General features: G+C 36.7%; 26 protein-coding genes. 19 read left to right on the forward strand and 7 right to left on the reverse strand.

Going from position 1 to position 26,645, the window contains the following annotated elements:
• Nucleotides 1–2 precede the first annotated feature (2 nt).
• From WC614_04245 to WC614_04255, 3 genes are all read left to right on the forward strand, one after another.
• Entirely contained in the window at nucleotides 3–314 is a 312-nt protein-coding gene (locus WC614_04245; GenBank protein ID MFA5032211.1) for a hypothetical protein, read from the forward strand.
• Entirely contained in the window at nucleotides 280–1,311 is a 1,032-nt protein-coding gene (locus WC614_04250) for a hypothetical protein (GenBank protein MFA5032212.1), read from the forward strand. Before WC614_04245 ends, WC614_04250 begins: the two co-directional genes overlap by 35 nt.
• Nucleotides 1,312–1,374: 63 nt before the next feature.
• Nucleotides 1,375–2,493, forward strand: a complete 1,119-nt coding sequence (locus tag WC614_04255; protein ID MFA5032213.1) for a hypothetical protein — start codon at nucleotides 1,375–1,377, stop codon at nucleotides 2,491–2,493.
• A 36-nt stretch (nucleotides 2,494–2,529) separates the two neighbouring features.
• On the opposite strand, the gene WC614_04260 is transcribed toward WC614_04255, so the two are convergent.
• Entirely contained in the window at nucleotides 2,530–3,681 is a 1,152-nt protein-coding gene (locus WC614_04260) for a tetratricopeptide repeat protein (protein ID MFA5032214.1), read from the reverse strand.
• Between the two features lie 198 nt (nucleotides 3,682–3,879).
• Between WC614_04260 and WC614_04265 the strand changes: the two genes are divergently transcribed.
• The gene (locus WC614_04265) at nucleotides 3,880–5,622 is read left to right on the forward strand and encodes a PQQ-binding-like beta-propeller repeat protein (GenBank protein ID MFA5032215.1); all 1,743 of its coding nucleotides are present in this window, start codon (nucleotides 3,880–3,882) and stop codon (nucleotides 5,620–5,622) included.
• A gap of 70 nt (nucleotides 5,623–5,692) precedes the next feature.
• Here the strand turns inward: WC614_04265 and WC614_04270 are convergent, their stop codons facing one another.
• The 3 genes from WC614_04270 to WC614_04280 all read right to left on the reverse strand — a co-directional run bounded on the left by WC614_04270 (nucleotide 5,693) and on the right by WC614_04280 (nucleotide 12,039).
• Nucleotides 5,693–6,619 (reverse strand): T9SS type A sorting domain-containing protein, encoded by a 927-nt coding sequence (locus tag WC614_04270; protein ID MFA5032216.1) that lies wholly within the window; start codon nucleotides 6,617–6,619, stop codon nucleotides 5,693–5,695.
• Nucleotides 6,620–6,749: 130 nt separating this feature from the next.
• Nucleotides 6,750–9,665, reverse strand: a complete 2,916-nt coding sequence (locus WC614_04275) for a T9SS type A sorting domain-containing protein (protein MFA5032217.1) — start codon at nucleotides 9,663–9,665, stop codon at nucleotides 6,750–6,752.
• 43 nt (nucleotides 9,666–9,708) lie between these two features.
• Nucleotides 9,709–12,039, reverse strand: a complete 2,331-nt coding sequence (locus WC614_04280) for a T9SS type A sorting domain-containing protein (GenBank protein MFA5032218.1) — start codon at nucleotides 12,037–12,039, stop codon at nucleotides 9,709–9,711.
• 285 nt (nucleotides 12,040–12,324) lie between these two features.
• On the opposite strand from WC614_04280, the gene WC614_04285 reads away from it, so the two are divergent.
• The 11 genes from WC614_04285 to WC614_04335 all read left to right on the forward strand — a co-directional run bounded on the left by WC614_04285 (nucleotide 12,325) and on the right by WC614_04335 (nucleotide 20,065).
• On the forward strand, nucleotides 12,325–12,807 hold the full coding sequence (locus tag WC614_04285) for a hypothetical protein (GenBank protein ID MFA5032219.1): 483 nt from the start codon (nucleotides 12,325–12,327) through the stop codon (nucleotides 12,805–12,807).
• A gap of 93 nt (nucleotides 12,808–12,900) precedes the next feature.
• Nucleotides 12,901–14,076, forward strand: coding sequence for a DUF835 domain-containing protein (locus WC614_04290; protein ID MFA5032220.1), 1,176 nt, complete (start codon nucleotides 12,901–12,903; stop codon nucleotides 14,074–14,076).
• Between the two features lie 56 nt (nucleotides 14,077–14,132).
• The gene (locus WC614_04295; GenBank protein ID MFA5032221.1) at nucleotides 14,133–15,305 is read left to right on the forward strand and encodes a DUF835 domain-containing protein; all 1,173 of its coding nucleotides are present in this window, start codon (nucleotides 14,133–14,135) and stop codon (nucleotides 15,303–15,305) included.
• A 244-nt stretch (nucleotides 15,306–15,549) separates the two neighbouring features.
• Nucleotides 15,550–16,374, forward strand: coding sequence for a hypothetical protein (locus WC614_04300; protein MFA5032222.1), 825 nt, complete (start codon nucleotides 15,550–15,552; stop codon nucleotides 16,372–16,374).
• Between the two features lie 7 nt (nucleotides 16,375–16,381).
• Complete coding sequence (locus tag WC614_04305) at nucleotides 16,382–16,552, forward strand: hypothetical protein (protein MFA5032223.1); 171 nt, start codon at nucleotides 16,382–16,384, stop codon at nucleotides 16,550–16,552.
• Nucleotides 16,553–16,741: 189 nt separating this feature from the next.
• On the forward strand, nucleotides 16,742–16,900 hold the full coding sequence (locus WC614_04310; protein MFA5032224.1) for a hypothetical protein: 159 nt from the start codon (nucleotides 16,742–16,744) through the stop codon (nucleotides 16,898–16,900).
• 21 nt (nucleotides 16,901–16,921) lie between these two features.
• Nucleotides 16,922–17,374 carry a hypothetical protein gene (locus WC614_04315; protein ID MFA5032225.1) on the forward strand — a complete coding sequence of 151 codons (453 nt, stop codon included), beginning with the start codon at nucleotides 16,922–16,924 and terminating at the stop codon, nucleotides 17,372–17,374.
• A gap of 312 nt (nucleotides 17,375–17,686) precedes the next feature.
• Nucleotides 17,687–17,854: a hypothetical protein gene (locus tag WC614_04320; protein ID MFA5032226.1), complete on the forward strand. Its 168-nt coding sequence runs from the start codon at nucleotides 17,687–17,689 to the stop codon at nucleotides 17,852–17,854.
• A complete protein-coding gene (locus WC614_04325) occupies nucleotides 17,851–18,720 on the forward strand; it encodes an SPFH domain-containing protein (protein MFA5032227.1) in 870 nt (289 codons plus the stop codon). The genes WC614_04320 and WC614_04325 overlap by 4 nt, the downstream gene beginning before the upstream one ends.
• Nucleotides 18,721–19,064: 344 nt before the next feature.
• Nucleotides 19,065–19,775, forward strand: coding sequence for a hypothetical protein (locus WC614_04330; GenBank protein MFA5032228.1), 711 nt, complete (start codon nucleotides 19,065–19,067; stop codon nucleotides 19,773–19,775).
• Nucleotides 19,775–20,065, forward strand: a complete 291-nt coding sequence (locus WC614_04335) for an EscU/YscU/HrcU family type III secretion system export apparatus switch protein (GenBank protein ID MFA5032229.1) — start codon at nucleotides 19,775–19,777, stop codon at nucleotides 20,063–20,065. Before WC614_04330 ends, WC614_04335 begins: the two co-directional genes overlap by 1 nt.
• A 15-nt stretch (nucleotides 20,066–20,080) precedes the next feature.
• Here the strand turns inward: WC614_04335 and WC614_04340 are convergent, their stop codons facing one another.
• The 3 genes from WC614_04340 to WC614_04350 all read right to left on the reverse strand — a co-directional run bounded on the left by WC614_04340 (nucleotide 20,081) and on the right by WC614_04350 (nucleotide 22,653).
• Nucleotides 20,081–20,920 (reverse strand): hypothetical protein, encoded by an 840-nt coding sequence (locus tag WC614_04340; GenBank protein MFA5032230.1) that lies wholly within the window; start codon nucleotides 20,918–20,920, stop codon nucleotides 20,081–20,083.
• Entirely contained in the window at nucleotides 20,921–21,664 is a 744-nt protein-coding gene (locus tag WC614_04345) for a hypothetical protein (GenBank protein ID MFA5032231.1), read from the reverse strand.
• A gap of 80 nt (nucleotides 21,665–21,744) precedes the next feature.
• Nucleotides 21,745–22,653: a PfkB family carbohydrate kinase gene (locus tag WC614_04350; GenBank protein ID MFA5032232.1), complete on the reverse strand. Its 909-nt coding sequence runs from the start codon at nucleotides 22,651–22,653 to the stop codon at nucleotides 21,745–21,747.
• A gap of 457 nt (nucleotides 22,654–23,110) precedes the next feature.
• On the opposite strand from WC614_04350, the gene WC614_04355 reads away from it, so the two are divergent.
• The 4 genes from WC614_04355 to WC614_04370 all read left to right on the forward strand — a co-directional run bounded on the left by WC614_04355 (nucleotide 23,111) and on the right by WC614_04370 (nucleotide 26,482).
• The gene (locus WC614_04355) at nucleotides 23,111–23,623 is read left to right on the forward strand and encodes a hypothetical protein (GenBank protein ID MFA5032233.1); all 513 of its coding nucleotides are present in this window, start codon (nucleotides 23,111–23,113) and stop codon (nucleotides 23,621–23,623) included.
• Between the two features lie 3 nt (nucleotides 23,624–23,626).
• Nucleotides 23,627–25,102: a M14 family zinc carboxypeptidase gene (locus tag WC614_04360; protein MFA5032234.1), complete on the forward strand. Its 1,476-nt coding sequence runs from the start codon at nucleotides 23,627–23,629 to the stop codon at nucleotides 25,100–25,102.
• A gap of 13 nt (nucleotides 25,103–25,115) precedes the next feature.
• The gene (locus WC614_04365; GenBank protein ID MFA5032235.1) at nucleotides 25,116–25,814 is read left to right on the forward strand and encodes an isoprenylcysteine carboxylmethyltransferase family protein; all 699 of its coding nucleotides are present in this window, start codon (nucleotides 25,116–25,118) and stop codon (nucleotides 25,812–25,814) included.
• Between the two features lie 122 nt (nucleotides 25,815–25,936).
• A complete protein-coding gene (locus WC614_04370) occupies nucleotides 25,937–26,482 on the forward strand; it encodes a hypothetical protein (protein MFA5032236.1) in 546 nt (181 codons plus the stop codon).
• The last annotated feature ends 163 nt before the right edge of the window (nucleotides 26,483–26,645 follow it).

Genomic DNA, 26,645 nt, shown 5'->3' on the forward strand with positions numbered 1-26,645 from the left:
ATATGGTACAACCGGTAACCGATGTAAGTATGATCCCAGCGGCAACTACGCCAAATGCGCATAAAGTAAAGAAACCGGAAGAGGAACAAAAATTCGCTCATCAACTAGAACATCTCGTAGTAAAAGAGGAGAAAGAATCCGATAAAGCAAAAAAAGTAGGCGAAGACGAAAAGCAGGAAGCAGAGGCAAAAAAGAAGAAAAAGGGCAACCAGAATCCATCCAATGAAGACCAAAACTTATCTACCAACAACCAGGAAGGCCAGGAAGGAGAGGAAAAAAATGAAAAAGGACAAATCATTGATATCAGCGCATAAATTCATTAATCTGTCTATATATTTTTATGTGTTAATCGGGCTACTAATTATGGCATCCACCGCCACAGCGGGAGCAGCTAAGCCCAATCAAAAATTAGACACACTAATTATAGAAAAACAAATCATAGAAACACGTCTAAAAAAGTACGTAATTGATACTACAAAAGGCATAGGTCGGGAAGTTCAAAACATAACAAACAAAGTAAACAAAATAGAGGATCAGTTCCATTCTTACAACTCCGAGTTAAGGGAATTAAAGGAAATAAAAGCATTCCTCCCCGTTAATGATTCCGGCAAAAACACTTCGAATAGGATTGCCTATCCAGGAAATATGGAAGAAAAAATAGACAGTATTGCGGGACAGACAGAAATGTTAAACCAGAGGATGAATGATATGGGAACACAGATAGAAAGGGCAGAAAACATTGCATTAAAAAACTCAAATAATTATACTGATTATAACTTAATAAAAATATTACTTATTGTTGTTTCAATCTTTTTATTTATTATCATTGTTTTACTTGCCTCAAAAATAGGCAACCGCACCAAAAATCCGGCGACTAACCTAAAAGCAACAAAACCGGCAGCAACACCACAGTTATCAATGCCGGGACGACCCAATACCGCAGCAAACTTTACAAAAAGTGACGACATTCCATTGTATAAAAAAGTTGACCAACTCCAGACCGTGGAAAGGCCCAATCCATCTTCAGATAGACAATTCCGAGTTCAGGAACAAACAACCCAGGATACTTTAGTAAGAGCTATGAGTAAGATAGAAACCACGCTGGCTTCTATTTCGAAGGATATCAAGGGCAAAAAAATATCTCCCGCCGAGACTAAAGATTTTCATAAAAATATTTATGAATTGAGGGACGCAGGAAATACCCAGGAAGAAATAGCCAAAAAGCTTAATATAGGCAAAGGTGAAGTAGAGCTTGTTCTTAACCTGAGGAAGAAAGGATATGCAAGTCAGCAGGAAGTAGAGAGCAGGTAGCAGGCAAAGAACTTTCTCCCCCCAAAAAGGCTCTAAAATTAAGAGTAACAAGTGGATACCAAAATGAAAAATATTAGAAAAAATAATTTTTTGCAAAAACTGTTTATATGCTTATGCATATTTTTTTCAGGGTGTGGAGTCTCAATATTAGACATTCAACCTTATTCTAAAAACCCCACAAGCATTAAGAAAATAGAAACTGAGAAACGTTTTACCCTCCGTGATGTTAATGATAAAAGAGGCATGGATTCTACTGTAATTGGCTTAGTAAAGACAGGATTATTTAATACCCCAACGCCTCTTTATTCCAAGAGAAACTCTACAGAACTTGTGAAAAATACTTTTGAGAAAGCTCTGGAAATAACAAATGTAAAGGCAGAGAGTTTAAAAGTGCCTGATTATTTCATTGATATAACTATCAACGAACTTGAATTTCATGAAAAGACTCTATTAATGTCCGAATACGGGTATGCAGATGCAAAAATGGACGTTACATTTGTACTTCCTGAAAATAACAAACCTTTAATGTTAGCTCAAATTAATGAAACTAAACAAACAGAAGGCTTCGACGTAAGTGGCAGCGCAGAAAAACTTTTAACCAATGTTCTGGAGACAGCCGGAGAAAAATTCATAACAGATGGAGTTGAAAAAGTAATTACAATGTCTCCTGCAGAAACAACTTCCTTTGTAATAAAAGAACCGCAAATAGCTGATAGTAAAGACAAATTCAATTCAACGTCTATGAAATATATGAATAACGAAAATAGTTTTGGAATAATAGCCAATCAACAAAAACTTTTTAGAAAAGAATATACAGGATATAATTCGGGAACAGAAATTTATTTTCTTGCACTGAAAGAAATTTCAGGATTTACCGGAGCAGGATTTGGTTGCTATCAAAATTTTGGTATTCATTTCTTAGTAACCCGCAGTATTGTCAGACCCGTAATTAGTCTTAATGGGGGAGCATCCTTTGGTTTCGAGAATTGTAACAATGAACTCAGTTTTGTTTTTACTTTTCTTTTCAAAGAATGCATTGGATTAGAGATAGGCAAGGAAAATCATTTTTTCTTTGTGGAAGGCGGGATTAATCAACGGATTTCATTATTGTCAAAAATGCTACCTGAAGATTATGGATATACCATTGGATTAGGTTTTACATCTAGAGTGGCGAGCAGGTAGCAACCTACAAAGAATTCTTATATTAAGTACTCTGCGTTATAGTTTTCGATCGAGGTTTTCGATATTTGTTTTTGTTTTCTCGATCTCCGTTTTTATGCCCATTTCAGTAAACAACTCGAGAGCCTTTTCATAACATTCTTTCGCTTCATTGATTTTTCCAATCATTCTATATGTATTTCCGATATTTCCCCAATCAGCGGCTTCACCCTTTTTGTTACCCATTTCCCTGTTAATATCAAAGGACCTCATATAATATTCCAATGCTTCATCAAATTGCTGCAAGTCATGATAGATATTCCCAATATTCCCTAAATCCTGTGCTTCTCCTTCCCTATTCCCTATTTCCTTATCAATTTTCATCGCCCTGTTATTATATTCCAGAGCTTCATCCAATTTTCCAAGCATTCCGTAAACAATCCCGATATTCCCTAACTGATTTGCCATACCTTGTTTTTTATCTATTTCCTCATAAATTTTAAGAGCTTTATTGTAATATTCTAATGCCTTATCCCATTCTCCCTGCATACGATAAATAACCCCGATATTTCCTAAATCTGCGGATTCGCTTTCTTTATTGCCTATTTCTTTATCAATATCAAGAGCCTTGTTTTGATATTCCAATGCTTTATCCAACGCGCCTTGTTTCCAGTAAACAAGACCAATGTTTCCCAAATATTCCGCTTCGCCTTTTTTATCGTTTATTTCTTTATAAACTCCAAGAGCCTGGTTGTAATACTCTAATGCTTTATCCAACGATCCTTCTCTCCAATATATAATTCCAATATCTCCTAGATTAATCGCTTCGCCTTTTTTATCGTTTATTTCCATTGCAAGATCTAATGACTCTTTATAACTACCGAGTGCCTGGCCTAATTTTCCCTGTTTGTAAAAACATAACCCAATAAGACTAAGATAATTTACTTTCGTTCTGCTATCCACGTGGGGAGACAACTTACGAAAAACTTCGATTGCATCTTTCCATTTCCCATCAATCATAGCTAAAACACCGTTCAATGCTTTGTATCCACCCAGTGTTTTGTCAGGAATTTTTAATTCTAATATATCATCCAATTTTTCACTTACTTCTTTAAACAATTTATTAGCTTCTCCTATCCGGATCCATAACACAAGGGCAACAGCAGCTATTACTAAAACTATTACCATAAATAATAAAATTGTATTTTCCATATTTGCATCCTTTTTTACCTAATTTATCATAAATAACCAATTCCGATCAGTGAAAATTGATACTATGAAGACAATATTTTGTCAATATTTTTTTCCATATCTCTTATTTTTGAAGATTTCAAACTTCCCGGGGAAGAAAATCGAAAAATAATTCTCACTTGACAAAGAAAATGGTTATTATTACTATATATATGATAGATGAAAACAGATTATGTAAAAACATCCGGGAACAGGATGAAAAAAGGGTTTATGTTTTTTTGTGTATTATTTTTTGCTTCTAAGTTGCAGGCAAATTGGGGAACTCCGGATACACTGTGGTCGTACGATAGTTGGGGAATAGTGCTTTCCAGTCCGGCTATTGCGGATATAAATGGCGACAACCTTTGCGAGATTATGTTTACCGATAATATAGGGAAAATTCATTCCCTAAACAGCACAGGGACTTTGAGATGGTCTTATTCGCTCGGGACTCCTTATTATATGAATTTTTGTTCGCCTGCAGTGGCTATAATAGACAACAGTGACACAGCATCAGTTATAGTTGCAAACGAGGGCATAAAACTTTACTGTTTAAATGCGGTTACCGGCAGTTTAAAATGGAGTTTTCCCACGGGATTTTCTCTTTCCCGCTACGGCGGTTCGCCCACCATAGCAAACGTAGATACTATGGGAGACCCTGAAATATTATTCGGAAGTTCTCGCGGAAAACTATTTTGTCTTAACAGCACCGGTGGAATAAAATGGTCATATTTCGTCGGAGATACTCTGGCAAACATTATAACTCCGGTTGTCGAAAGAATAGACACTACGTTGGAGCCTGCAGTTCTTACGACAAGCAAGGGTAGGCTTTTTTGTTTAAACGGGACTAACGGCAGTTTGCGTTGGGAATCCGACAGTGTTGGTGTAGGCGGGGAAATAAGCATAGCGGATTTAAATAGAGATTGTGAGCCGGAGATTATTACATCAGGGGGGGACAGTTTATTTTGCTTCGAAAAAGACGGCACTTTGAAGTGGGGAGCACTAGTATGCCCGATTGGAAATGCTTTAAGGTCTGCCATAGCAATTGCGGATTTAGATTTTCTTTCGGATTCTCTGCCGGAAATGCTCGTATTTTCCTGGGGGAAAGGGGTCACGGACACATCTACCCAAAGATTATATTGTGTCCGGGAGAATACGACCGGAACAGGAATAGATATGATATGGCAGCAAGGGGCATATGATAATGTATGGGGTGGTTCCGGTCCTGCGGCTTTTATCTGGGAAATAGACGACAATCATAGAGTAGCGGGGTGGTGCGGAAATTTTCTTGAAGTGTTCAACGGGGCTGATGGTAAACATCCGGACGGTAGCGGGAATTCTTTTTATCGTAACACACAGTTTTCATCACGCACGGCGTATGAATTCCCGGGCGTAGCGGATATAAACAATGACGGGCACAGCGAATTAGTTGCTATTTATGGAGTTTATGGATTCGGAGCATTGACTTCCACGGGATGGAAAGATTTAAGAAACGTAATGAATGAATACAACTATCACATTACCAACATTAATAACGACCTTACCATACCAAGAAAAGAGCTTCCCAGCTGGCTTTGGCATAATACATGGCTTGCCCAGGTGCCTTTGAAATATATATCCTGTCCGTCCGGCGCGGAAGAAGCGGCAAATGAGTTAATAAATAATAAATTAATTGTTAAGACTCATACTGAACCTTATTCAAAAATTGTTACAATAGAAATTACTTTGCCGGCGAAGATGAATGTAAAGTTAGACATATATGACATTGCGGGGAAGAAAATAAATACTTTAATAAATTCGGTGGAGGCTGCGGGGAGCAAGAAGATTCAATGGGATACGAAAACACAAATTTCGGGAATTTATCTTTATCGTTTAACGGCAGATAATGTTACAAAGACAGGGAAAATTGTATTGGTGAAGTAGGGCTTTTTAACCGCAGATAAACACAGATAAACGCAGAAATTCTGCAGGTGGATATTTAAGTTTTTAATCTCTACTTCATTAAGATTAGCTTCTTTGTTAGTTTAGTGGTACCTGTTGTTAGTCTCACAAAATAAACTCCTGTTTTTAGTTCGTTTGCGTTGAGGGTTGTGGAATAAGAACCAGCAGGTTTGAGTTCATTGAAAAGAGTTTTAACGCAACGCCCTGTTAAATCATAAATCGCAAGAGAGACATATCGAGGTTGGGAAACCTCTCCCACAAAATAAGTAATGACTGTAGATTTTGAGAAGGGGTTTTGAGAGATTTGGAGTGTAGGAATACTATGCCCTGACAATGGTGTACTTTCTTCGACTCGCAATATTTCAATACTAACATCGTCAATATAAAAAAAATTATTAGACCCGCCTATATTAAATTTGTTTTCTACCAGTGCTGATCCGTCACCATAGGAAATAAATTTTACTCCGCTTACAGGATTTTTTATGGTATCGCAAAATTCTGTCCAACCATACGAATAGTAATTCCCATCACCTTTAATTTCCCAAACTCTTTTCCAAACCCCGTTTATACAAAGTTGAACGGTATCTCCACAAGAACAGGTAAACATCCCATGGCCACTTAAAAGCAACCAGCCGGAAAGCCATGCTTTGAATATACAATTGGAAACAGGGGTAAAGGTTTGAAAAATTTCTTTTCGTACCTTAACGATAGACCAACACGTGTCCACCTCATTGCTACCATCATACCTGGCCGTACATGCTGTATTTAACGAACAGCAATTTGGATAAGATTTTCCTGTTCCGGCTCTGATTGTAGAATCAATGTATGTTATCCATTGCGGGCGTTTAGTAGAAATCGTTACATTTTTTGTCCATCCGCTATCCCACGGTGTCATATCAAATCCACCGTTAAATATCAGGTTATCCGCAAATACAGATAACGGAACAAACAGGATTACAAATATAAATATTTTTTTCATAATCTTTTTTGTTTTTATTTTATAATCGTAATCTTTTTTGTTAGTTTAGTGGTACCTGTTGTTAGTCTCACAAAATAAATTCCTTTAGTGGGTAGGTGGGATGACGTCATCCCACTCTACCCTGTTGAGTTTATTCTATTAGAATCAGTTTTTTCGTTGCGTTATAGTTGCCTGCTTTGAATTTCATAAAGTAAACGCCTGCAGCAAGTTTTTTGTTCCCATTATCTTTTTGGTTCCATTTTACAGAGTAATATCCTGCCTTTTTTGTTCCGTTAACGAGGGTAGCTACTTTTCTCCCTGAACGATTGTATATAGCAATAATCACATTCGCATCTATAGGAATGCCATATTCAAATTTTGTCAAATCTATAGACGGATTAGGCTGACAATAAGAGACAAAAAATGTTTTTGGTATTTTATTGAACTCTTCAGTCCCGACATATCCTGCAGTGAATGAATAAGAAGTGCCTGGGGCATTTGCAGGGGCTTTCGCTTCATTTGCAGGTTGAAAAGTATCCCTGGAATAAATATAATAACGTATTATGGTGTTTGGAGCGGATTGAGAAGGAATTTCTGCGAGATACTGATTAAGTGTTCCGGTCGTATCCATGGGAATAGATACCCAGTACGCATAGTTTATTTTATAGTAAAGTTTCACGCTATCTATTCCATTGTGAGATGCAATCGTGGAATATACAGGGAATGGTCCTTGAAAACTCGTATCATGCCATATTGTAGTATTCGTTATTTGAATAGGATGCGGATCAACTTTTAGGTTCCATATTTCTGACCATTCTCCTATATGCCCGGCTTTGTCAATTGCCTTCACATGCCAATAATAAACGCTGTCCTTTGTCAATTTCCACCATAACGCAGTGTCGGAACAGTTAACCGCACTATCCCCTTCGGAAAATAAACTATCAAAAGCATATTGTATCGTATAATAGTTGATTCCGCTCAAATCAGTTACTTTATGCCAGCAAAAAACAATCATACTGTCACAAGTGTAAGTACTGTCAATTGGCGAAATCATTTCTACAATAGGTGGAGGCGAACTATCTATTATAAAATTAGTATCGCTTGCATCTTCACATAGAAAATTATTCATACTGTCTAATATCTGCGCTTTAACCCTGCAAATCGAGCAGTCTACATCCGGCAATGTCCAACTATAAGAAACACTATCCGGGGATATATTTTTTGCAATCGTATCCAAATAACTGACGCCTCCATTCTTAGATAAAAGCAATCTGTAACTCCCGAAACTGACCCCGGTTTTGCTCCAGGTTATTGGATGAGTTGAACCACCAGTCCAGCACTGCCCGCCCCAGGGGGAATTCAGAGTTATGTGGAAATCAATATAAAATGTACTCCCTGCATTTTCAAATATAAGTTTATTTGATGAATCAAACATTTGTATTTTTATATGACATTGTGAAGAATTTATAAACGGAACTTTCCATAAATAAGAAGTATCCCCAATAGGAACATTTTTTGCAACCGTGTCCGGATAGGAAATGCCGCCATTACTCGAAAAAAGCAATTTGTAACTCTTGAAACCTGTCCCGAGAGTATACCAGACTATTGAATGAGTGGAGCCTCCAATCCAGTCATCTACGCTCGGGTGAGCTATTGTTGTATAAAATTCAATAGTAAAGTTTTGATCGCTTGCGTCTTCAATAAGCACATTGTTAAGAGAATCAATTGCCTGTATTTTTATTCGGCAATAGGAACAATTTGTAAATGGCAGTTTCCAAGAATAAGATGTGTCTCCTTTCGGAATGTTATTGGCAATCGTATCGGAGTAATTGACTCCTCCATCAAAAGAAAATAATATCCTGAAATGATGTAAGTTAGCGGTCCCTTCCCATTGCCATGTAATATTTTGAACGGAACCGCCTACCAGGTTTTTACTGCTGTCAGGGAAAATAAGCCAGAGAGGAGATGTTTTTACAAGATAACAACCTGTTGTTGATAAGTTTTTATCTTCTTTGGAACGCGACGGAGATGTAAGCATAATATATCCGCCATCGGTGCTTTGCTGAACGCCTGTACCATATTGACTTGTCCCGGAAGCTCTATTCCACTTTATATTACCTAAACTATCGGTCTTTACTAATAAATCACCGAATACGACATATCCACCATCTGTGGTTTCTTGAACTGAACGACAATCATTAGTATATGCTCCCCCATAAGTTTTATCCCATAATTCATTTCCTGAAGAATCTGTTTTTATTATCCAAGCTGTGCCGTAAGAACCGTTAGCACCAACAATTATATATCCGTCATCCAAAGTTTGCTTTACACAATAGCCATAATCACCTTGAGTTTCCCCGAAAAATTTAGTCCATACGGTATCTCCTAAAGAATCCGTTTTTATAAGCCATATATCCCACTCTGAGGTACTCACTCCATCACCGCCACCCGAGCCGGTTATAATATAACCTTTATCCTTTGTTTGTTGTCCTGAACGGCCGTAATTGTAAATATTGCTTGTTTTAAAAGTTTTATCCCATTGTTTGTTCCCGGTAGCACCTGTCTTTATTAACCAAATTTTATCACTGTAACACCCCACTATCATATATCCACCATCCAAAGTTTGGTCAACGCAATATCCAATATCATGAACCGTACTGCCATAAGTCTGCTCCCATTGTTTATTTCCGGTAGCATCTGTTTTTATTAGCCAAACATCTTTACAAGTCCCTCCCGTGCCACCATAATACCACTTATACCCTGTTACTATGTATCCATTATCGGAAGTCTGTTGGACTGAATTTCCACTAGAAACAGTAAAGTTGCTGCTGTTCAAAAGTTTATCCCATTGTTTATTCCCATTCGCATCTGTTTTTATTAGTCGGGCATTCATACTGTCCATTCCGGAAATTATATACCCTCCATCTTTAGTTTGATAAAAACTATAACCGTTAACGTTAATAAAGTTTTTTCTCCAAAGAGTATCGGGTGCATTAGTAGCATACGCCAAATTAAAAAAAATAGTCAGGTAATTAAATCCCATAATAATCAAAAATAATCGGCGCATTGTTCCTCCTCTTTAATATGTTGTATCTTAATTTTAAAATATCTTACCTTACAAAGATTAATTTTTTTGTTGTTCTAAACTCCCCCGCCTCAAATTTATAAAAATAAATTCCCCTTGATACCCTGCTGTTAAGATTGTCTTTCCCTTCCCAGTTTACGTTATAATAACCCGCATCTTTGTTCCCATCCACAAGAGTAATTACCTTTTGCCCTAATAAATTGTAAATACTAAGATTCACATTTACATTCCTGGGTACCCCATAATTAAATACAAGTGAATTGAAAGAATTTTGTTTTATAAAAAACTTATCCGGTATCTTAAACTTTTCATCCTCAACCCCGGTGTATCCCGCAATAAATGAATAACCGTTACTTGGAGGGTCTCTAATTATATTGGACGGTTTCGCAAAATCTTTTGCAAAAATGTAATACAAGATTGTTATATTGTTCGTGGATTGTAAAGGAATCACACCAAGATATTCGTTTGCAATGCCGGTTGAGTCCATACTAATAGAAGTCCATGTAGAACTTGAAGTTGTAACAAACCAGAGTTCAGCCTTGCTAATTCCGATGTTATCTTTGATTGTGGCATAAACAGGAAATGGTCCATGAAAAGTAGTATCTTTATAAACGGTAGTATTAGAAATTTGAGGGGATAACGTATCAACAATAAAGTTCCATACCGAAGACCATTCTCCTATATTAGCAGCTTTGTCAATAGCTCTAACATGCCAATAATAGGCACTATCAGTTAATGTTTTATTAATAGTTGTATCTTTGAAAGATGTTTCGACAAGCCCTTGAGAAAACAAACTGTCTAATGCATATTGTAAAATATAGTGGTCAATCCCGCTTAAATTATCTGTAGCGCGATTCCATTTAAAACTCATAGTATAATCGCCAATATAAGATTTATCCAAAGGAGAAACTAACGTTACGGAGGAAGGAGGAGTTGAATCGATTATTAAATTGCTATCGCTTGCGTCTTCAAAAAGGGTACTCCCCCCTGAATTTAACGCTTGAATTTTTACTCTTACGAAAGGTGAATTTATTAAGGGAAGAGTCCAATTATAAGAGAAAGTTACATTGGATATCGTATCGGTAAGAGGAGTGTAAGTATTCCCTTGGTCTGTAGAATATGACAGTCTGAAATGATCCACCGTCGCAGGATTCTCATGATACCATTCAATTTTATGAATGTTTCCGCCACTCCAAACTTCTCCGCCAACAGGAGCAATAATATAAAGAGGGCTTATTTTCGAAATATAAGCATCGCTAGACCCTGCTCCAAAAGAGTATGTTTCTCCTGCAATGATATAGCCACCATCTTGAGCTTGTTGCACACAATAAGCTCTATCCATTTGATTTCCTCCATATCTTTTATTCCATAATTCATTTCCTAAACTATCGGTTTTGATTAGATAGACATCGTCTCCTGTGCCGTAAGTTCCTGCGATAATATAACCGTTGTCTTTGCATTGCTGAAGGTCATAGGCAAAAATATCTTCCGAATAACCTTGTACTTTATATGTTTTTGTCCATGCTGTATCACCATTGCTTTTAATTTTTAGAAGATAGAAACGCCGGTAGCCACTCATATTGGTACTGGTATATCCGGATGCTATATAGCATCCGTCATTTGTATGTTTTATGGAACGTCCGGAAGCCCAACCTATACCTGAATATCTTTTTGTCCATAATGTATCCCCGGCAGTATCTACTTTTAAAACCCATAAACTATTGTCAGCGCCACAACTTCCTAATACAATATAATTATCATCCTCCGATTGAATCACGGATTGTGCTTCATCATTACTGGCAGTCCCATATAATCTTGTCCATAAGGTATCTCCGGAGCCGTTTGTTTTTAGAATATAAATGTCTTTCCCCCCTGCCCCAAAAAGAGGTGACGATACGCCTACTGCAACATATCCCCCGTCTTTTGTTTGTTCTGCCGAACATAGATATTCATCATAGCTTTTCAGGCATGTCCTTGTCCAAATTGTATCTCCGGAACCGGTTATTTTGAGAAGATAAATATTATACCTAGAATATGCTATGGATTGCCCGCCCGCAATAATATAACAACCATTTCCCGTGGGCTTGATACAATTGGCGAAGCTTTCTATCTTCCCATAAGTCTTTGTCCAAAGAGTATCTCCTTTATTGTTTATTTTCAAAAGCCAAACAAAATTATCATAACCATCGTCTTCCCTGAGACCTGCTACAAAGTAATTACTATCGTTTTGTGTTATGGAAAGGGCATGATCCCAGTGGTTTCCTCCATAAGCCTTTGTCCATAAAGTATCAGGGGCAAATGCAATTACATTGGTTGTAAATAAAATTAATATAAATAGAATAAGATATTTCTTCATCTTTTTCTCATAATATTTTATCAACAGATATTTTCATACTCAATATTCCAAAAACCTATTTTTGTCAATCTTTTAATGTGGATGAAAGATAGAGAGTATATCAGAGTATCAGCAAATCAGAGTGCAGGATATCAGTAGATCAGAGTATCAGGAACGAAAAACAGAGAATCCAGCTTAGCTGGATAACTAGCCCTAGATGACTCAAGGGCTAGTAAAAAGAATTGACAAAGTATTGTTTTTTAATCATATTTAGTTAATATTAATTATTAGAATAGAGGGGGGCAAATGAAATCATTAAAATTTTATGTATGTTTTGGGATTATGTTTATCGGGTTATTTCACAGTGCTAATGTTATGTCCCAGCCGGTGTTAACATATAAAGGGAGTATGGCGTATAACCACGGACTATTTATTGATTCGTGGGTTTCCGGGCATTATCTTTATACGGTAACCGAGCGTGAACTTATGATATACGACATAAACAGCCCGCAGAGTCCTCAACTTGTGGGAACTCTGGAGACACCGGGAAAAGCGCAAGCAGTGAGAGTCGTCGGAACTTATGCTTATATACTGGATGAAGGAACGGGACTGCTTGTCGTAAACGTCGCAACTCCCACTAATCCAGTCATAACGGACACATTATCTTTAGGGCAGTATCCCAACTACAACACTCAATGTCCTGACCGGATGCAGGTATCGGGAAGTTATCTTTATCGTTTAACGGCAGATAATGTTACAAAGACAGGGAAAATTGTATTGGTGAAGTAAAGGGCAGGATATCCGACACAATCTTTAGTGCAAAGCATCCTGTGAGTACAACAGATTAAGGGTTTGCTTTGTTCCAATTGCAGAATTAATTAAATGAATATCTGGGCATTATATTCTTTTATTACGGGACTTATTAATTTTATACTGGGGTTATATGTATATTGTAAAAATCCCCGACACCCATTAAATAGAATTTTTGCACTATTTGCGTTTTCTCTTGCAATATGGGGAATAAGTGAATTCGGGCACAGGGGTGCCGACAACCCGGAAACAGCTTTTTTATGGGTAAGAGCAGGGGGATTCGGTTGGTGCTTTATGGTAGGTTTTTACATCCACTTTGCATTATTATTTGCACGAAAAAATAATTATTTAAAGAAAGTTTCCACTTACATAATTTTATATGCTCCCTGTCTTTTATTCTTGCATTTATTTTTAAGCACCGACTTAATCTACAAACAAGAAGTAGTAAAAATGTACTGGGGATATACAAGTCTCCCCGGAAAATTTATCTGGTTGTATACTACTTATTATATGCTTTCCTATTTTTGGGGAATATATTTATTTATTCAAGTATTAAAGTATGGCACTCCTATCGAAAAAAAACAGGTAAAACCAATGTTTTTGGGATATACAACCACATTGATAATTGGAACACTATCAAACGTCATATTTCCTTTTTATGGCATTCCTGTTCCCGAACTTGGGACAATTATTGCCCTAACCACAGCAATGGGAGCTTTTTATTCTATTCTAAAGTATAAATTATTTATTACCCCGGTAAAAGAAAACGATATGCTTACTCCTTTAACATTTAATTTAGAAAAAGGAAATACTTATTTCACAAAAGAAGAAAGTTCCGACAGGGCTTATAAAATATTTATAGACCAAATTTCACACGGGATGCCCGGATTATGTTTTAGCAAATTCCCGTCTGAAAAAACAAGAGAGAAATACAAAATATTGTATACGCCCATAATCCAGTTAACTTCCAAGGGAAGAGAAAAAGATACAATTGCTTATAAAGATGTAGAATTTATAAGTTCTACGATTTTAGATTTTATAGAAAAGACAAAAACTGCCGTTATAATTGTAGATTGTCTTAATGAAATTATAATGATTAACGGATGGGAAAAAACGGTAAGTTGGTTAGGCGAATTAAAAAAGAAGTGCACAAATAGCGTGCTATTATTCTCAATAAATACCCAATTACTGGACAGTACACAGGGATTATACTTGAAAGAGAATTTAAGACTTTTCTCCAGAGGGTAAAATAGTTAATATTTTAGAATGATTAAAAGAGAGAAAGTTTGAGATTATTTAATTAAATGAATATCTGGGCATTATATTCTTTTATTGCAGGGTTTATTAATTTTATACTGGGAGTATATGTATGTCGAAGAAACCCGGGAAAATTATTAAACAGGTTTTTTGCGTTAACTGCTTTTTCTTTTGCAATATGGGGCATAAGTGAATTCGGGCATAGAATTGCTAACAGTCCGGAAACAGCTTTTTTATGGATAAAAGCAGGCGGTCCCGGATGGTGTTTTATGATGAGTTTTTATCTTCACTTTGCGATAATTTTTGCAAGAAAAGAAAAGTACCTGAAAAATATTTTTACATATTTATTTTTGTATTTACCGCCATTTTTGTTTTTATATTTGTTTTTATTCACAGACTCAATATATATAAACGAAGCGGTAAAAATGTACTGGGGATATACAAGTTCCCCGGGAAAATTTGCATGGACGTATAGCAGTTATTATACACTTTTATATCTTTTTGCCGTTTCTTTATTCATTTATATATCAAAAAAAGGAACTCCGACAGAGAAAAAACAGGTAAAACCTATACTTTGGGGATATACGATTGCTTGGTTAATCGGGACATTATCAAACGTCATTTTCCCTTTATACGGAATTCTTCTTCCTGAACTTGGGACAGGAATTACCATAGTATGGGCAGGCAGCACTTTCTACTCTATTTTCAGGTATAAATTATTTATTATCCCAATAAAGGAGATTGATACAGATAGCCCTTTAATATTTAAATTAGAGAAAGGAATTGCCTATTTTACAAAAGAAGAAAATTCCGATAAAGCTTATAAAATATTTATAGACCAGGTTTCACATGGAATACCCGGATTATGTTTTAGCAAGTTCCCGCCTGAAAAAATAAGAAAGAAATACAAGATATTATATACGCCTATAATCCGGTTGACTTTAACGGGAAGAGAAGAACATACAATTAGATATAAAGATTCTAAATTTATGAGGTCTATGATTTTAGATTTTATAGAAAAGACAAAAACTTCCGTAATATTTGTGGACTGCCCTAATGAAATTATAATGATTAACGGGTGGGACAAAACAGTAAGTTGGTTAGGAGAACTAAAAAAGAAGTGCACAAATAGCGTGTTACTATTTTCAATAAATACCGAATTGCTTGATAAAACGCAGAAATTATACCTAAAAGAGAATTTAAGACTTATCGCGGAGTAACCCTGTACAATCCCAGCTTGTCTGCTGATAGGCATAAAACTTGATGTTTCTATTTCTACCAATCAAAACATTATAAAAATATTTCTTCTCCAGCAAAAAACATAAAAAATCTTAATTTTTTACAAGAAATCTTAATTTTTTACAAGGAATTTTTATTGCAATAATTTAACTTACACTTATAGTTTCTTATTTTAAAAAGGGAATAATAGGGGATAAAAGCCTACCCTAGGGGAATAGAGGAAAAATGAGTGTTGACCCTAAGAAACCAAGAAAGATTTTAGTTGTCCACGGAGTTCAAGCAGGAAAAGACAACGATATAAATTCTCACGATGGCATAAAAAAACTTATTCTTTCGCGTCTTACTCCCGAGCAACTTCCAATGGTCAAATTCGAGACAGAAATGTACAGATACGAAAACATCAATGATAATGCCCAGCGCAGCTTAAAAAAAGTACTCGGAATATTTTTAGTCGATTTGCTCGGAAAAATACCCATAGGATCATTGGCAGGAAAACTCGTTGAAAATGGCGTAGACGTCGTGGGAGACGTAATAATAAATATACAGGAAGGAAGCACTGCCACAATCATACGGGACGGGCTTATAAACAGGATTGAAAAAATTTACGAAGAAGGAAATCCTCTTTATATAGTAGCGCACAGCCTTGGCACGATTTATGCATTTGATGCCGTCAACAAACTTATTGCAAATAAAAAATATTTCGACCGCAATTCCAGGACCACATGGCCTGTTCAGGCTTTGGTAACCTTAGGTTCGCCTATTGGACTATCCATGTTCAACAGAAATACAGTAAAGAAATTCCAACCCGGTTCCCGATATTTTCGCTGGGTAAATTACTGGGCGCGGACAGACCCGGTAGTATCAGGCAATTTCTACGGAAAACCTGTTGAGAAATACCAAATTGCAGAAAAATTCTCCACAAATCCTAATTCCGGTTGGGTTATACAGGACCGTGTTATAGACAGCAAAAAAGCATGGTTATGGGCACACATAAGTTACTGGAACGATTCCGGTATTGGGGACGATTTAGTTTCGTTAATTACAAGTTAAAAAAACAATGAAACGAAAAATTTATTTATTGTTTTTGTTCGTTTTTATTTTCACGGGATGCGCGCAATACACTTATTATGGAAGTATTGAAAAAGAAGACTCCCAAGGAAAAATTCGGAAACATCTCGTTTATTGGACTAATACGGAACGAGTATTCTGGTTTGACGAATATTCGTAAGTTATTCGATTATTAACGGAATGTAGTTTAGAAACGGTTGCGTTCAAAGAAACGAAAGAAAACGGGATTATCTTTAGTTGCTCCTCAAGAGAGCAAAAAGGGGTTGACAGGGACGTAGAAATAGGAGAGCCCTGCGGAAAAATATTAAACATAAAAAAAGTTAAAGAATTTGAGGGAGACACTTTACGTTTGGCAATTTATTGTCAGTATGTTCCTGAAGACAGCGAATTTACACAGGGAAATCATTCGTATCTCAAAGCGGGAACATACGCATTCGGTATCGTAAAAGTTAAAAGCTCCGAATTAAAAGACGGGGTTCCGTTACGGCCTGAATGTCGCGAAAAATAATTTTTATAAGTGGAGGGAAAAATGAACACGACACAATTAGATGCGCTTTTTACTCCGGAAAGTCTTCTGGGGTTACAGGGAGCAGTTGCTGCTTCCTTATTAGTTCCTAACACCGTTTGTTATTTATTCGGGCAAAAAGCCGATAAACATAGAAAATGGCTATCCCTTATAGTAGCATTAGGGTTAGCCTTTATGACGGCATCAATAGCGCCAAGTCAATCAGGGATGAAATGGCTGCTTGCTTTTTTTAACGGGTTGTTAATTTTCTCATCCGCAGCCGGGATGAATCAAATATCTGCGGCAGGAAAAGGGCAAAACGACGACGAGACAGGGAAAGAAGCGATTCCATCCGAAGGCGCACCGAACAAACCTCTTCGAAGAACGGCAAAGGTTGAAATACCCGAAGACATAAAAGTGGTAAACGTTCGAATAAAAGCTGCTCCGAGCACAAAGTTTTTCACAAACTGGTTTTAAGTTGTTCTTGGACGCAGACAACAAAAAATTTCACCGCAGAGACGCAGAGTTCGCAGAAGAGAGAGACAAAAAGTTTAGACGATCAAAGACAAAAACAAAAAGAGAACTCTTAGATGCAAAAACATAAAGATTAACTGCAGAGAACACAAAGAACAAAAAACAGAGAATTTATTCTTTCAACAGAGACTTAAAGAGACTAACACGAGACAAAATAAACAATAAAAGATTTTCTCCGCAGAGATCCCCCCGTAACCTTATTTTTCATTTTTTTCTTGACAGGTTTAATTTAGCATATATCATTATGATATCATTATGATATTAAAGAAGACTGAAATGCATAATAAAAGAGGGAGGTGCAAGGCGTCGAAAGAAAAGGGGAGTAAAGGGAAAAACGGGGGATTTATACTTTTGTTTAATCTTATTTCGTTAGCAGAGATTATTAAAACGTGTAATAAAAATAAAAAAGGAGGAGTAAAATGACAGGAGAAATAGAATGCAAGGGAAGAAGCGGAGGGTTGATACTTTTGGTCGGCCTTATATTATTGGGTGTAAACATTTGGCTTGTAAGCGTTGCCGACAAAAATCCGTCAACGCCTTTGATAGTAATTATTGTATTTTTATGGTTATTAATGTTATTTGTATGTTCAGGGCTTTACACGGTTCAGCCAAACCAGGCGGCGGTGTTGACTCTTATGGGAAAGTATGTGGGAACGGTTAAGACGAACGGGTTATTATGGACGTTTCCATTTAACAAAAGGACAAAGGTTTCTTTGCGCGCGAACACTTTAAACGGGGAGAAAATAAAGGTAAACGATAAGAGCGGGAATCCGATTGAGATTGCGGCAATTGTAGTCTGGCAGGTAAAAAACACGGCGCAGGCTGTTTTTGACGTAGAAAATTATTACACATACGTTACCATACAATCTGAATCGGCTACACGACACCTGGCAAGTTCTTATTCTTATGATGCGCATGAACAGGGAGAGATTTCATTGAGAGGTTCGATTGATGAGGTTTCAAAAGCTCTGCAGAAAGAATTAGAAGAGCGGGTTCAAAAAGCCGGTGTTGTGATTTTGGAAACAAGGTTAAGTCATTTAGCATACGCTCCTGAGATCGCCCAGGTTATGTTAAGACGCCAGCAAGCGGAAGCAATTATTGCTGCTCGTCAAAAGATTGTACACGGAGCGGTTAGCATGGTAGAAATGGCATTGCAGGAATTAGCCGAGAAGAAAATAATTGAATTGGACGATGAACGGAAAGCGGCTATGGTAAGCAATTTAATGGTAGTATTGTGCGGGGAAGGCGAAGTTCAGCCAATAATTAATACCGGCACATTATATACGTAACCCAAAACCGTGTCTGATAAAAAAGCCTTTTTATTACGGATAGACTCCAAGTTATGGGAGGAGTTGAATATATGGGCATCGGACGAGTTGCGAAGTATTAACGGGCAAATTGAATTCGTGCTAAAGCAAGCCGTAAACAAGAGGAAAGGCAGTCAAAGCAAGCCGGAAAAGAAAATAGACAAGTAAGTTTTTGGGACATACAGAAAACAGAATATTTTTGGACGTAGATGGACAGGATTTGAGAAATAACAAAATATAGAAAAGTCTAACCACAGAGTATAGAGAACAGAGAAGAGAAAAAAAGGCATGTCAGAGCATCAGAGTATCAGAAGGCAGGAATAAAAATGCAAAATATTAGAGCTGCTAATTTAACTGCTGTCTTAAAAATTATGCCGTCGGCAGGAGGGCAGAAGACCATTTCTGTACCTGCATTAAAAGCAGATAGTATCATATACGCTACAGTTACAAAAGTTCTCGGGAATAATAAAGTAGCCATAAAATTACTTGATAATGACTTAATTGCGGAGACTTCTTTGAAATTCAAAGAAGGAGAAAAGCTAAAACTATGGGTTAAAAGCCGTGAGAACACTATCCCGCTCATATTGGAAATATTGGAAAAACCCATCGACAAAAACATAGACAAATCAAACTACACGAAAGAAAACATTTCCGCACAAGATACTAACCCGGACTGGGATGAGCAGTTTGCCATCCCAATCAACATATCCAATAATAATTTTATAATACGATTCGGAAATAAAAAGACAAAATCCGGCGGAGGAAAGTCGGAAGAGTTTTATTTTTCCACAGAAACGGAACATCTAGGAGTCGTTGAGAACACGCTCTATACGAATAAAGAATCGGACAAAAAGAAAGTAACCATAGTTATGCGCACGGAAACAACGGGAACAAGTTCTTATATAAAATCAGACATTCGCAAACTGGAACAGGCTATAAAGAGTATTGACTGGAGTCCTGTGATTTCGGTGCAAACAAAAACAAAACAGACAAATAAAGAGACACCAAAAGGAACGGGATGGGAGGCTCTTGCTTAATGAAAGACAAACCTTTAAATAGGGCTGTTGCATTAAAATACGAGCATTCCCGGGACAGGGCGCCATTAGTAATAGCAAAGGGAAGCGGAAAACTTGCCGAGAAAATTATTGAAATCGCGGAAGAGCACGGTATTAAGATATACGAGGATAAGGAATTGATTTCTACGCTGATGAAACTTGATATAGGGGATTACATACCGGAAGAGTTGTACCCGGTAGTAGCGCAGATACTGGCGTTTATATATTCGTTAGATAGGGCGGCAGGAAACAACGAACGTTTGAATGTTTGATGTTAAAACAGAAGTTCAAAATTTAAAATTCAAACCTAATAACATCTGGATACTTAATAAAAAAGTTCTATGAAATTTGCCTTCTTCGCTAAAAAAAGAAGGAATTAATTGAACTTTTAATTCGGGGCTGAGGAAAACTTTATTTTTAGGATTAATGTCTGCTCCTACGGACACATCTCCGCCAATACCCACAAGAAATAGCTCTTCGTATGTTCTAAGTTCTTCTATGTTTACAAAACAATCTCCCACCCACACAGGTAAACCTGCAGACACCCAGAAAGGCATTCTCATCCCTTTCCATTTATAATAAGTATTTGCCTTCATACCGTAATATCCATATTCAGCATTAACATACCCGAGTATTTTTTCTGTGGCAGAATCATAAACAGCTACTATTACACTATTTGATGTTAAATAATATCCTACCTCGGAACCCCATCCCATTCTACGTTCATTTAGTTTTTCAAAACTAATACTTCCACCAAATCCATAAGTCCATGGCAAAGGATTTCCATATTGCATAAAAACTTCTTTTTCCATAGGGTCATATATTTTAAATCCAATATATTTTTCCCCTTTCTTGTAAACCGTATCATTTTTAAGTATATTTTGAGCAGATAAAATACTTTTTGAGGAATCTTTTTTCTCTTCCGAGTTTAGTAATATCCCACATACCTGACAATAAATATTTTTACTGTTATTTTTATAACTGCAGACAGGACATTTTATTAATGCCTCACCCGTATGTATGGAGACAGAATCATGCAAAATCGTTGTAGAATCTTTTTGAGAAAACGCATTTACCGGGACAACTAAAAAAATAAAGAGCAAGGGAATTATTAAAAAGTTTTTCATTTATTTCATACCTAAAAATTTTTCAAGTAATTGATGAGCAGCAATATTAGCTATCTCTACCAACGCTTTTCGTAATTCAATGCCTCCATCTGCTATTAATTTATCGTATTCACAAGAATTATCCAATATCGTATAAATATTTGTCGTCCATAAAATTTTACTATCCTTAATACGAACCAACCGGGCAGTAACTGTAAGTTTAAATTTTATGTTCGGAGTTACTTTTATTTTATCTATTTCATAACGAACTGTTCTTTCTAATTCATATGAAGTAATAATAGTCTCCAATACACAATCAAATTTTTCTTTTAGAAAAGGAGTATAAACATTTCCTTTTTGGAACGGGTAATTATAAATAGTTTCCTCCGCCGGAGCTGACTTAATTTTTTTTATCCAGGATAGGGTATCCGTACTATCGGGAGAAACCAATGGTAAATGAGCTTCCGTAGAAAACAATTCATACATTTTAAAGGAAAATAATTTATCCATATTAAAATTATCCAGTAATTTAGTTATTTCTTTTTTAGTATCATTGGTACCTGCAAAAGTTGACGGAGCGTTTATTAAATCACTTCCTAATACACTAACGGGAGTGTTAACAGTGCAGGAGATTTTTGGGTCTTTAAGTATGTTAACGCAGGCACATTTCTTGATGGAATCAAAATTTTTTTGTTTCAATGAGTTATATGAAGAGACACATCCGGAAAAGGAAAGAATAAAAACCACATATATAAGGTTTCTCATTTTTAGTTATTAAACCTATTTATAATTTTGATATTTTGCAAGAAAAAACTTTAAACTATAAACAGAGAAACAGGATAAGTTTACTTTATGTGTGTAATTTCTTTGAATTGTTTATACCGGGCTTGAATTTCTTTGTCGGTGAGTTTTTTCAGTCTTTCAAGGGAAAAACTTTCAACGTTGAAAGATGCCATTACGCTCCCGTAAACTACGGCTTTTCTCAAATCGTATTCGGTGTGTGTTTTATTCAGTTTGGCAAGATATCCGATAAAACCTCCTGCAAAGGTATCACCGGCGCCGGTCGGGTCAAAAATATTTTCGAGCGGGTACGCAGGAGCAGAAAAGAAACCGTTCTTCGAAAAAAGGAGACACCCGTGTTCGCCTTTTTTTACGACGACGTGTTTGGGACCGTAACCGAGAATCATTCTTCCTGCTTTAATCAGACTGGGCTGTCCTGTAAATAAACGCGCCTCTCCCTCATTGATAATAAATATGTCTATCTTTTTAAGCAGTTTCATTAGAGAAGATTTCTTTGTATTTATCCAGAGATTCATTGAATCGGCAGCAATGAGTTTCGGTTTCTTTACCTGAGATAAAACATTAAGTTGGAGGTCGGGGTCAATGTTTGCAAGAAGGACATATTCGCTGTTTTTGTAGCTTTCGGGAATTTGAGGTTTGAAAGTTTCAAAAACATTGAGATCGGTAGAATGAGTTGTGGCTTCGTTCATATCATACTTGTAAGAGCCGGACCAACGGAAAGTCTTGCCGTTTTTTATTACTTTTAACCCGTCGAGATTGATTCCGCGAGATTTCAGGAGACTGATATGTTTTTTGGGAAAATCGTCACCGACAACGGCAACAAGTTTTACTCCGGTAAAAAAGCTTGCGCTGTAAGAGAAATAAGTTGCGGACCCACCGAGTATGTCTTTACGTTTACCGAAAGGTGTTTTAATAGTATCAAGGGCTACGGAACCGACGACTAAGATAGACATTTTGACTCCTTTTTTTGATAGGGTAGTATACTATGGAGAAGTTGTCAATAAAAAGAGAAGAGAAAAAAGATTTTGCCACGAAAGCCATGCCTACGGCAGGCAGGCACTAAGGCACGAAATTACACTAAACAGAATGAAACCGCAGATAAACACAGATAAACGCAAATAACAAAAAACAAAAAATAACCACGAGATTACACAGATTTTCACGAGATTAAAAAGAAGGATTAGGGCATAAAAAAACAGAAGAAGATTTTTACGAGATTAACACGAGAAAAAAACAGCCAATAGAAAAGAATTTTTAACCGCAGATACACGCAAATTAACACGGACAACAAAAAACGAAAGAATTTATCCACGAATATACGCGAATAAAAACGAAAAAATTAGGGGTTGACTTTTTTTATTTCCATAATAAATGTATTGTAGGGTTTTATTATTATAGATTGAATAAATTATGATTAAAGAAGATTACATATTGAGAATGATAGAGCGGTTATCAATCGCAATTGCTAAAGTTTTAAAATTAAAAGAGACAAACCAAAACCGGGAAGCCTTAGTCATACTTGACGAGACATTTCAAGAATTATTCGGGTTGAATTCCAAAACAATTAATTCTTTACCTGCCGAATCCATAATAGAGTTGTTGGGAATAAGTGCCCCTGAAGAGGCGCAAAAATGTTTTTGGATTGCATCCCTTATTAAGGAAGAAGCCGATATTTATGAACTTCAGAAAGACTTTAAAACTAGCGAGTTAAAATATTTGGATTCTTTAGAGTTATACTTAAACGGCATTGCCTGCAGAGATTATGCAATTATTTCCAATTACTTACCTAAAATTAAAGAAGTTGTCGAAAAAGTTAAGAAATATACGCTTCAGGATAAAGACAGGGAAAGACTTTTAGGGTATTATAAAGAAATTGAGAATTATCCGGAACTTAAAGATTTGCTTTTAAGTATGTTGAACTAAAAAATGGCTATATATTTAATTTTATGGTTTATAGCTATTCCCGACAGGTATCATACTTATAATGAAGTAGACAGCGAGCTTCAAGTTATAACTCAAACTTATCCTGCAATAACTCATCTGGATACGATTGGATTTTCTGCAACTGACAGTTTGCCAATATTTGCGCTCAAGATTTCCGATAATCCAAATTCGGAAGAAGATGAACCTGCCGTCCTTTACAATGGCGCTCATCATGCAGGAGAACTTCTTGGCGTAGAGATTTGTATGTATATGATAAATGATTTAGTCTCAAAGTATACAATAGATTCTACAATAAAGAAATGGATAGACAGCACTCAAATCTGGGTTGTCCCTATTGTTAATCCCGACGGACATAACATTGTAACTTCGGGGATTGACACTATCTGGAGAAGGAACACGAGAGACAACAATAATAATGGACAATTTGATATAGTTGATGGCGTTGACTTGAACCGAAATTATGATTTTCTATGGGAGACGGCAGGCAGTTCGGATTCTTCTTCAAAAAACTATCGCGGGCCGTCACCATTTTCGGAGAGTGAGACAAGAGCAATAAAAGAACTTACGGATAAAGAGAATTTTGTATTCGACATTTGTTATCATTCCGCAAACGTCAGTGTTTCTGAAGTAGTTTACTATCCATGGAAATGGGGCAGCAATTTTTCGCCTGACCATTTTGTCATAAGCGGGATAGCGAAAAACATAGCTCAATCAATAGTAAATGAAGCAGGAAACGGGACTTATGTATTTGGTTGGGGAAATGCAGAATCCGGGGGAATGGCAAGAAACTGGTTTTACGGGAAAAAAGGAACTATTTCGTTCACAACAGAGGTTGGAGAAAGTTCTACTCCACCCGCTGAAAAAGTAGATACTATAGCAGCAAGGAATTTACCGGGCGCATATTATTTATTGGATAGAGTACACGGCAGTGGTATAACGGGCTGTATTACCGACTCTATCACGGATGAGCCTCTTATTGCGGAAGTGCGGATTCTTGAGGCATACAGCGAAAGTCTTGCCCCGAGAATGAGTGACTCGGCTTATGGAAGATACAGGAGAATATTAACGCAGGGTAAATACACTGTTAATGCAATAAAAACGGGCTATGATACGGCAAGAATTGACAGTGTAGAAGTCGTTGATAACCTGCCTACAATCTTAAATATAAAACTACATAAATTAGGTATTGAGGAAGCGGGCATAAAGGATTTAGGAGTATTTCAAATCTATCCTAATCCTGTAATTGGAAAGACAGAAATTAAATTCTTTTTTCCCATTCAGGCTTTTTCTTTAAAAATTTATGATATCTCCGGCAGAGAAGTAAAGATGCGGATAATGGAATCACAGAAAACAGATTATTATAGTGTACGATTAGATAGCAAAAATTTGAAAACGGGAATATATTTTGTGAAAGCGAAAGGATATAAAACGGAGAAGATAATAAAGTTAATTGATTGAAAGCAGGGAAGTTATGGCGAGCGAAAAGAAATCGGGATTGGGGAAAGTTATTTTAAGTTTATTATATATACTTATATTTCCGGCGTTGTTACTTTGGATTGCGGGAGACTGGTTATGGGTTGAAGGATGGATTTTCAACATCTGGTTTATTGTGCTTTGCTTTACGACTATCATTTATTTGTACCGTAAAGACCCAGCATTACTTGAGGAAAGGTATAAACAACCGGGAACCGGCAACCAGAAAGGATGGGATAAGTATGTTGTATATGGCATTATAATCGGGTTTATAGGATGGATTGCGGTTATGCCTCTGGATGCAAGAAGATATGGATGGACTACATATTTTCCTTTATGGGTAAAGGTTTTAGGAGGGATTGCGCTGGCAGGATCTTTCTTCTTTTTCTTCCGGTCATACGCTGATAATACTTTTTTATCGGCTCTTGTCAGAATACAGAAAGAGCGGAAACAGAAGGTCGTATCCACGGGAGTTTATGGTTTTGTGAGACATCCGATGTATCTCGGGGGAATATTGCTTTTCATAGGAACGCCGATGCTGTTGGGGTCTAAATACGGGATACTTCTCGGAGTTATGGTTACTTTTCTTTTGGCGGGAAGAATTACGGGAGAAGAAAAGATGTTAGTTGATGAATTGGAAGGGTATGCTGAGTATAGGAAGAAAGTGAAGTACAGGTTGATGAGGGGAATTTGGTAGTTTTCACCGCAGAGTCGCAGAGGTCGCAGAGAAGAAATAACAAAACAATTTGGGGTTGACTTTTATTGGTTCCGCGATAAATATATCTTTAGATTAAAATGGAATAGTTGAGATAGGGTAAAATGGATAGAGATTATAAAAGCGTATTTATTATTGTGTTATTAATGTCTTTGGTAATGTTTATTTCGTCGGGATGCATAAAAGAAAGCAACGAAGGAAGAACAGAAAAAACGGAGACATATTTAACGGCTTGCATGATTGAAAATGAACTTTTTATAAAATTGCCGTTAGAACTGACAAGGCTTCTTGGAAAAAGAGAGTGGTTTAATAAAAAACTATTTATGATACTTGCCGGAGATACAACGTGTTTTCCAAAATGCCATGGCGGAATAAGAGGTCTGTGCGCAATATATTTCTATGATATGGCAACCAACAAGATGCACGAAAAAGGTGCCGATAAATGGGGAGAAAAAGATAAATATTTTACGCAAGCATTGAAGTTATTCGGAGATGAACGTGATTGCATACGGCGTGATTACTTAGAAATAAGGTTAACGACTGATTTGACCGAGAAATTAAAAGTAGAAAAACTATTAATCCTCTTCTCCGGGCGTGATAAAAAGTGGGAAGTCAGGGTTTCGCCTATCATTAGTGACGCAGGGAAATGAAACAAAAACAGATTGGAACCACTAGATTTCCAGCAGAGCCCAGAGGGCTGGATAGAATCCCCTAAAAACTAAAGTTTTAAGGGTCTGCTACTGGATAGTTGGACTAATGCTCCTACGTCGCAAAGTCCAACTAATCAAACGATTTACACGAGAAAACAAAAGC

The organism is bacterium, assembly GCA_041649255.1.
GTDB lineage: Bacteria > Hydrothermota > UBA3073 > JACQXS01 > JAQTXJ01 > JAQTXJ01.

Coding starts and splice junctions, on each gene's coding strand:
- WC614_04290 (MFA5032220.1), top strand. CDS start 12,901: ATGAATATCTGGGCATTATATTCTTTTATTACGGGACTTATTAATTTT.
- WC614_04360 (MFA5032234.1), top strand. CDS start 23,627: ATGGCTATATATTTAATTTTATGGTTTATAGCTATTCCCGACAGGTAT.
- WC614_04350 (MFA5032232.1), bottom strand. CDS start 22,653: ATGTCTATCTTAGTCGTCGGTTCCGTAGCCCTTGATACTATTAAAACA.
- WC614_04275 (MFA5032217.1), bottom strand. CDS start 9,665: ATGCGCCGATTATTTTTGATTATTATGGGATTTAATTACCTGACTATT.
- WC614_04285 (MFA5032219.1), top strand. CDS start 12,325: ATGAAATCATTAAAATTTTATGTATGTTTTGGGATTATGTTTATCGGG.
- WC614_04300 (MFA5032222.1), top strand. CDS start 15,550: ATGAGTGTTGACCCTAAGAAACCAAGAAAGATTTTAGTTGTCCACGGA.
- WC614_04280 (MFA5032218.1), bottom strand. CDS start 12,039: ATGAAGAAATATCTTATTCTATTTATATTAATTTTATTTACAACCAAT.
- WC614_04250 (MFA5032212.1), top strand. CDS start 280: ATGAAAAAGGACAAATCATTGATATCAGCGCATAAATTCATTAATCTG.
- WC614_04355 (MFA5032233.1), top strand. CDS start 23,111: ATGATTAAAGAAGATTACATATTGAGAATGATAGAGCGGTTATCAATC.
- WC614_04370 (MFA5032236.1), top strand. CDS start 25,937: ATGGATAGAGATTATAAAAGCGTATTTATTATTGTGTTATTAATGTCT.
- WC614_04345 (MFA5032231.1), bottom strand. CDS start 21,664: ATGAGAAACCTTATATATGTGGTTTTTATTCTTTCCTTTTCCGGATGT.
- WC614_04340 (MFA5032230.1), bottom strand. CDS start 20,920: ATGAAAAACTTTTTAATAATTCCCTTGCTCTTTATTTTTTTAGTTGTC.
- WC614_04315 (MFA5032225.1), top strand. CDS start 16,922: ATGAACACGACACAATTAGATGCGCTTTTTACTCCGGAAAGTCTTCTG.
- WC614_04245 (MFA5032211.1), top strand. CDS start 3: ATGGTACAACCGGTAACCGATGTAAGTATGATCCCAGCGGCAACTACG.
- WC614_04265 (MFA5032215.1), top strand. CDS start 3,880: ATGAAAACAGATTATGTAAAAACATCCGGGAACAGGATGAAAAAAGGG.
- WC614_04320 (MFA5032226.1), top strand. CDS start 17,687: ATGATATTAAAGAAGACTGAAATGCATAATAAAAGAGGGAGGTGCAAG.
- WC614_04260 (MFA5032214.1), bottom strand. CDS start 3,681: ATGGAAAATACAATTTTATTATTTATGGTAATAGTTTTAGTAATAGCT.
- WC614_04330 (MFA5032228.1), top strand. CDS start 19,065: ATGCAAAATATTAGAGCTGCTAATTTAACTGCTGTCTTAAAAATTATG.
- WC614_04255 (MFA5032213.1), top strand. CDS start 1,375: ATGAAAAATATTAGAAAAAATAATTTTTTGCAAAAACTGTTTATATGC.
- WC614_04365 (MFA5032235.1), top strand. CDS start 25,116: ATGGCGAGCGAAAAGAAATCGGGATTGGGGAAAGTTATTTTAAGTTTA.
- WC614_04270 (MFA5032216.1), bottom strand. CDS start 6,619: ATGAAAAAAATATTTATATTTGTAATCCTGTTTGTTCCGTTATCTGTA.
- WC614_04335 (MFA5032229.1), top strand. CDS start 19,775: ATGAAAGACAAACCTTTAAATAGGGCTGTTGCATTAAAATACGAGCAT.
- WC614_04325 (MFA5032227.1), top strand. CDS start 17,851: ATGACAGGAGAAATAGAATGCAAGGGAAGAAGCGGAGGGTTGATACTT.
- WC614_04295 (MFA5032221.1), top strand. CDS start 14,133: ATGAATATCTGGGCATTATATTCTTTTATTGCAGGGTTTATTAATTTT.
- WC614_04305 (MFA5032223.1), top strand. CDS start 16,382: ATGAAACGAAAAATTTATTTATTGTTTTTGTTCGTTTTTATTTTCACG.